The sequence below is a fragment of the Nocardia sp. NPDC055029 genome, assembly GCF_053608525.1.
The window spans coordinates 90719-97126 of record NZ_JBSGVQ010000029.1 but is presented as its reverse complement, the minus strand read 5'-3'; the positions used below and the strand labels follow the sequence as shown (position 1 = coordinate 97126).

At 68.1% G+C, this 6408-nt stretch carries 7 protein-coding genes; 4 read left to right on the top strand and 3 right to left on the bottom strand.

The annotated features are described in order from the left end of the window. Positions 1-49 precede the first annotated feature (49 nt). Positions 50-1033: an LLM class F420-dependent oxidoreductase gene (locus ACWF9G_RS23590; protein ID WP_379310804.1), complete on the bottom strand. Its 984-nt coding sequence runs from the start codon at positions 1031-1033 to the stop codon at positions 50-52. Positions 1034-1088: 55 nt separating this feature from the next. Next, positions 1089-2282, bottom strand: coding sequence for an FAD-dependent monooxygenase (locus ACWF9G_RS23585; protein WP_452517926.1), 1194 nt, complete (start codon positions 2280-2282; stop codon positions 1089-1091). A gap of 106 nt (positions 2283-2388) precedes the next feature. Between ACWF9G_RS23585 and ACWF9G_RS23580 the strand changes: the two genes are divergently transcribed. Continuing rightward, complete coding sequence (locus tag ACWF9G_RS23580; RefSeq protein WP_452517925.1) at positions 2389-3105, top strand: TetR/AcrR family transcriptional regulator; 717 nt, start codon at positions 2389-2391, stop codon at positions 3103-3105. Between the two features lie 45 nt (positions 3106-3150). Beyond that, positions 3151-3570, top strand: coding sequence for a limonene-1,2-epoxide hydrolase family protein (locus ACWF9G_RS23575; protein WP_379310801.1), 420 nt, complete (start codon positions 3151-3153; stop codon positions 3568-3570). Between the two features lie 10 nt (positions 3571-3580). Here ACWF9G_RS23575 and ACWF9G_RS23570 read toward each other — a convergent pair whose 3' ends face one another. Next, positions 3581-3853 (bottom strand): hypothetical protein, encoded by a 273-nt coding sequence (locus ACWF9G_RS23570; RefSeq protein WP_379310800.1) that lies wholly within the window; start codon positions 3851-3853, stop codon positions 3581-3583. A 306-nt stretch (positions 3854-4159) separates the two neighbouring features. Here ACWF9G_RS23570 and ACWF9G_RS23565 point away from each other — a divergent pair, with 306 nt between their 5' ends. Further along, positions 4160-5533: a PhoH family protein gene (locus ACWF9G_RS23565; protein ID WP_379310799.1), complete on the top strand. Its 1374-nt coding sequence runs from the start codon at positions 4160-4162 to the stop codon at positions 5531-5533. Between the two features lie 184 nt (positions 5534-5717). Then, a complete protein-coding gene (locus ACWF9G_RS23560) occupies positions 5718-6332 on the top strand; it encodes an LGFP repeat-containing protein (RefSeq protein ID WP_379311502.1) in 615 nt (204 codons plus the stop codon). Positions 6333-6408: the final 76 nt, after the last annotated feature.

Sequence of the window (6408 nt, the reverse complement as noted above, 5' to 3'; positions counted from 1 at the left end):
GCTGTCGGCACCGCGGGGCGGCTATTGCTCGGAACGAGAAGTGAAGTGGTCAGCCGACCAGGGGCTTGAGCGCCCGGCCCGCCGCCTCGATGACGCCCGGCTCGTGGCCGTTGGCGATCATGTTGACGATGATGCCGTCGATGCCGTGGTCGAGGACGCGTTCCTGGATCTGCTCGGCGACCTCGTCCGGGGTGCCGACGAATTGGCGGTCGGCGGGGGAGTTGCGGATCTCCTCGGGGGACAGGGCGGACAGGTCGATGCCGAAGCGGGCGAGCATGTCGGCCTGCAGTTTTCGGGCGCGGTCGCCGTCCTCGTCGGTGATCACGAACGCGAGGAAGCTGGTTTCGAGGGTCGCCGGGTCGCGGTCGGCCTCGGCGCAGCGCTGGTGCAGCGCCTCGATCTTCTGCGGCAGCAGGGAGGCGTTGGAGATGATGTTGAGGTGGTCGGCGAAGCGGGCCGCCAGCGCGAACGTCTTCTTCTCGCCACCGCCGCCGAGCATGATCGGCAGGTCGTCGCGGACGCGCGGCTCGTTCATCGCGTTCTCGGTGTGGTACCACTTGCCGTCGACGGTGGGCCGCTGCCCGTGCAGCATGGGGGCGATGATCCGCAGGGCTTCCTCGAGCCGCTGGAACCGCTCGGTGAAGGTGCCGAACTCGAAGCCGTACTGCTGGTGCTCGAGCTCGAACCAGCCCGCGCCGATCCCGAGCACGGCCCGCCCGCCGCTGACCACGTCGAGCGTGCTGACGGTCTTGGCGAGCAGCGCCGGATTGCGGTAGGTATTGCCGGTGACCAAGGCGGACAACTGGATTCGCTCGGTCGCGGTGGCCAGTGCGCCGAGTGCGGTATAGGCCTCCAGCATCGGCTCGTCCGGACTGCCGATGCCGGGTAGCTGATAGAAGTGGTCCATCACGAAGGCGGCGTCGAATCCGGCCGCTTCCGCCGCTCTGGCCTGTGCGATCACCGTGGGGAACAGCTCGCGCACCGAGGACGTGTTGCTGAAATTGGGCATCTGGTAACCGAGACGAATGCTCATGGGAGCGACCATAGGACTTGGAGTGCACTCCAAGTCAAGGCGCGCCGGGCGGGGCTCAGGACGCGTCGGTGAGTTCGACGCGTGCCGGGTAATCGATCAGGTCGATGTCGTTGGCGGCCTTGTCGCCGTATTTCATCATCAGCGAGAAGCCGCGCGAGCCGAGGAACCAGTTGCGGACCCGGATTCCGAGCGCGGTTTTCGGGGCGAGGAACGAGCCTGCGCTACTGTTGCCCGCGATCTTGGCGTAGTGCTTCATGATTCGGTCGTACGCGGCGAATGCCGTGCCGTGGTCGCCGTCGGCGATGGCCAGTTCGCCCGCGAGGACATAGGCGCCGACGACGGCCAGCCCGGTGCCGAAACCGGCCAGGGTGTTGCCGTAGGCGGAGTCGCCGACCAGGGCGACGCGGCCGCGGGTGTAGGTGCCGTTCATCCTGACCTGGCTGAGCGAGTCCAGGTAGATGTCGTCGTAACCGGCCAGGTCGGCGAGCATGCGCGGGGCGTTCCAGCCCATGTCGGCGTAGGTGGACTCGATGATGCGGCGGGCGGCGGCGGTGTCGTCGCGGGGGAAATCTAGTGCGGGACTGGCGAAGAGGTACATCTGCAGTGCCTTCGAGCTGCCGTCGATGGCGAGCTTGCCCGGGATGTTGTGGGCGAAGGCGCTGGCCCGTTCGCGTGGGGCGCTGGGGTCGCTCCACCGGCTCGCGCCTGCCACGCAGTAGTAGTGGCCGAGGTGATGCACGTAATCGGATTCCGGTCCGAACGCGAGTTTCCTTACCCGCGAATGGATTCCGTCCGCGCCGAGGACGAGATCGAAGGTACGTGGCTGTCCGCGCTCGAACTGTACCCGGACGCCTTCGTCGGTCTCGGTCAGCGCGGTGATCGTGTCGCCGAAGACGTATTCGACGGCCGCCGAGGTCTTCTCGTAGAGGATCTCGGCGAGGTCGCCGCGCAGGATCTCGACGTCGCCGCCGGTGAAGTCGCCGGACATGACGACCAGCTCGCGCCCGTCGTCGTCGACGAACACCGTGTCGGTGGTGCCGGTGCGGCGGGCGCGCACCGCGTCGAGGACACCCATCCGTTCCAGCACGGTCAGGTGCGTCCGGCCCTTGAAGTCGACAGCCTGACCGCCGGCGCGCAGCGCGGGAGCGCGCTCGACGACGGTCACGGTGAACCCGTAGCGATGCAGCCAGTAGGCCAGCGCGGGCCCCGCGATGCTCGCGCCGGAGATGAGAACGGTCTGGTTGCGCATGGTGTGCTCCTCTGTGGAAATCTGTGTCTGATGGAATCTGTATCCGGTGGACACGAATAAGAGTATGGTAGACACAGTTCTGAGGTCAACCGGAAAGGCAGGACCGATGCCGACCACCGTCGAACTGCTGTGGGGCACCACCGCTCGCCCCAAGCGCGGCCCGAAACCCGCGCTCACCCTGGACGGGATCGTCGCCGAGGCGATCGCGCTGGTCGACGCCGAAGGACTGGCCGCGCTGTCGATGCAGCGGCTGGCCGAGCGCCTCGGCTTCACCAAGATGTCGCTGTACCGGTACGTGCCGGGCAAGGAACAGCTGACGGCGCTGATGCTCGACGCCGCGATGGGCGAACCGCCGCGGCCGGACGCAACGAAGGCGGGCTGGCGCGGCGGCCTGCGGCACTGGGTCGAGGCGATCTTCGAGCGCTACTGCACCCACCCCTGGACCATCGAACTGACCCTCGGTATCCGTCCGATCGGCCCGAACGAGATGAGCTGGACCGAGGCCGCGCTCACCGCTCTCGACGGCACCGGGCTGACCGGCCCCGAACGGCTCGACACCATCGTGCTGCTCAACGGGCACGCGCGCAGCCTGGCCCAGCAGGTCGAATCGGTCGGCGGCGGCGATTCGGCGATCCAGTTCGCCGAGCAGTTCACCGCGATGATGAGTGCCGCGGCCGGCCGGTTCCCCGCGGTCAGCGCGGCCTTCGCGGAGGAATCGGCGACGGTCAGCCCCTCGGCCGCGCCGGGCGCCGCGTTCGACTTCGGCATCGACCGCATCCTCGACGGCCTCGCCGTGCTGATCGCGAAACGGACGAATCGGTAGCGCCGGGGTCTGGTCTGCCGGGCGCGAACGTCCTAGGCTCGCATCATGACCGACCAGCCGGAACTGCCGGAAAACTCCGCCACCCTCGTGCGCGAATTCTTCGCCGCGCTAGAACTCGGCAGCGTCGACGAGGCGCTCGAGCTGCTGGATCCGGCGATCGTCTGGAAGAACACCGGCCTGCCGAGCGTGCGTGGCAAGGATCGGGTCGCCGCGTTGCTGCGCGGCCTCGACCGGCCGCAGCTGGGATTCGCGGCGGACATGCACCACATCGCCGAGAACGGCGACATCGTGCTCACCGACCGCACCGACTACCTGCGCGCGGGCCCGGTCCGGATCGGGTTCTGGGTGAGCGGCACGTTCGAACTGCGCGAGGGCCGGATCGTGCTGTGGGACGACCACTTCAGCATGGCCAACATGGCGCGCGGCGCCGTAGTCGGCGCGGCGCGGGCAATCCTGCGTCGCTGAACCCGCCCGGCTACTTGTGCTTGTTCAAGTAGTCCAGGTAGGTCGGCCGCAGGACGTCGGCCAGTTTGCCGTCGCCCGCGTGCATGTAGTCATCGATCATCGGCAGCACGTACTTGATGTCGGCCTCGCTCTCGCCGAGGTCGCCCGCCTCGGCCTGGGCGGCGGGGATGGACTTGAGCAGTCGCCACAGGAACTTCACGTCGCCGCGTCGCACAGCCGTCCGCACCGCACGGTCGTGCAGTTCCTTCGACGACAGTTTCTCCAGATCCTCGTCTTCGGACATGCTTCGACTCTAGCCCTCGGCGACACCCCTGGGGCAGATCCGAAGCGTCGGCGCCGGTTAACGACAAATTCACGGACACGTCCGGCTGTCCGGCAGCGCGGCGGACAGTTGGACGGTAGCGTCGGTGATGCGGGCCGCGTCGGTGTGGCTCGTACGGGAGGTCCTGACCGTGACTGAGCTACTCAGTGCGAGAGGGCCGGCACCCGGCCCTCGTGGCGGTTGACCAGCGCGTCACCGCCCACCAGGACGGACCGGTCCAGCGAGATCGTTCGCGCGGGTGCCGTGCGAACACATAAGGAGCCCACCGTGACTGCTGCACGCTCCGTTTCCGCCCCCGCGATGCACACGGCCTCGGCCTCGAAGAAGGGGGCCCGCCCCTCGCGTTCCGGTCGCAAGACTTTCGTCGTCGACACCTCGGTTCTGCTCTCGGATCCCTGGGCCGTCACCAGGTTCGGCGAACACAAGGTGGTTCTACCGCTGGTCGTGATCAGTGAATTGGAGGCCAAGCGACACCACCACGAACTCGGCTGGTTCGCCAGGGAAGCCCTGCGCATGCTCGACGACCTGCGGGTTAACCACGGCAGGCTCGACCAGGCGCTGCCGATCGGTACCGACGGCGGCACACTGCAGGTGGAGCTCAACCACACCGACCCTTCGGTGTTGCCCGCCGGATTCCGTTCGGAGACCAACGATTCCCGCATCCTCGCCTGCGCGCTGAACTTCTCGGCCGAGGGCGAGGAGGTGGTGCTGGTGTCCAAGGACATCCCGCTGCGGGTCAAGGCGAGCGCGGTCGGCCTGTCCGCCGACGAGTACCACGCGCAGGACGTGGTGACCTCCGGCTGGAGCGGGATGGTCGAACTCGACGTCGCGGGCTCCCAGATCGACCAGCTCTACACCGACTCGGTGATCGACCTGGACGAGGCGCGGGAACTGCCATGCCACACCGGGATCCGGTTGCTGGGCAGCAGCTCCAGCGCACTGGGCCGGATCACCGCCGACAAGCGGGTCCAGCTGGTCAGGGAGCGGGAGGCCTTCGGCCTGCACGGCCGCTCGGCCGAACAGCGCATCGCGCTCGATCTGCTGCTCGACGAGAGCATCGGCATCGTGTCGATGGGCGGCCGCGCTGGCACCGGTAAGTCGGCGCTGGCGCTGACCGCCGGGCTCGAGGCCGTGCTGGAACGGCGCACCCAGCGCAAGGTGGTCGTGTTCCGGCCGCTGTACGCGGTGGGCGGCCAGGAACTGGGCTACCTGCCCGGTTCGGAGAGCGAGAAGATGGGCCCGTGGGCTCAGGCCGTCTTCGACACGCTCGACGGGCTGGCCAGCCGCGAGGTGATGGAGGAGGTGCTCAGCCGCGACATGCTCGAAGTGCTGCCGCTGACCCACATTCGCGGGCGCTCGCTGCACGATTCGTTCGTGATCGTCGACGAGGCGCAGTCGCTCGAGCGCAATGTGCTGCTGACGGTGCTGAGCCGCCTCGGCACCGGCTCGCGCGTTGTGCTCACCCACGATGTCGCCCAGCGCGACAACCTGCGTGTCGGCAGGCACGACGGCATTGCCGCGGTGATCGAAAAGCTCAAGGGACACCCGCTTTTCGCGCACATCACACTCACCCGCTCCGAGCGCTCGCCGATCGCGGCGCTGGTGACCGAGATGCTCGAGGAGTACGGCCCGAACGCGTGATCGTGGCAATCCGGCCGCGTCTGCGGCCGGATTGCGTTTTATTACCGCAAACTGTGGGTATTATCCGCGGCGACACCAATCCAGCAACGGCTCGGCGAACAATGTTCCGCCGGGCCGTTGCGGATGTCGGCCAGGCTCCATTCCGGGGGCGTGCCCCCGGGGGGCCACTCGCGAGAGGATGGATATGAACCACTTCGCTCGACGTACTGCCGCTGGGGGCGCCGCGGTCATCGCCGCCGCCGGACTGTTGCTCGCCGCAGGCTGCGGTGACGACGACAAGGACACGGCCAACGACACCGTCGGTTCCGTGACCTCGGTCATCGGTGGCCCCGGCGCGACAACCACCGCCGAAGGCGGCTACGGCGGGATGACCACCACGCCCGACGCCACCGAGACCGGCACCGGTGCGGCCACCACCACCGCGGCGGCGGCAGGCGAGTCGACGACCATCTCCACTCCGAACGGCGACATCACCGTCTCCGGTGAGGTGTACAAGAAGTACGTCGCCGTCGGCGGGGCGAGCAGCCCGCTCGGTATGCCGGAGGAAGCCCAGGAAGCGGGCCCGGACGGCGGCGAGTACCAGGACTTCGAGGGCGGCACCATCTACTGGAGCAAAGACGGCGGCGCGCACATCGTCTGGGGCGATATCCGCGAGGCCTGGGAGGAGGAGGGCGGCGCCAACGGTCCGCTCGGCTACCCGACCAGCGACGAGAAGGACATCAGCGGCGGCAAGCAGAGCGACTTCACCGGTGGCACCATCGTCTGGGTCAACGGCGAGACCACGGTGACCAAGAAGTAACTCGTGCGTCCGGCCCGGCGTGGGGACCTGAACACCGCCTCAGGCCCCGCGCCGACGGCCGAACCGCTAGGTTGTC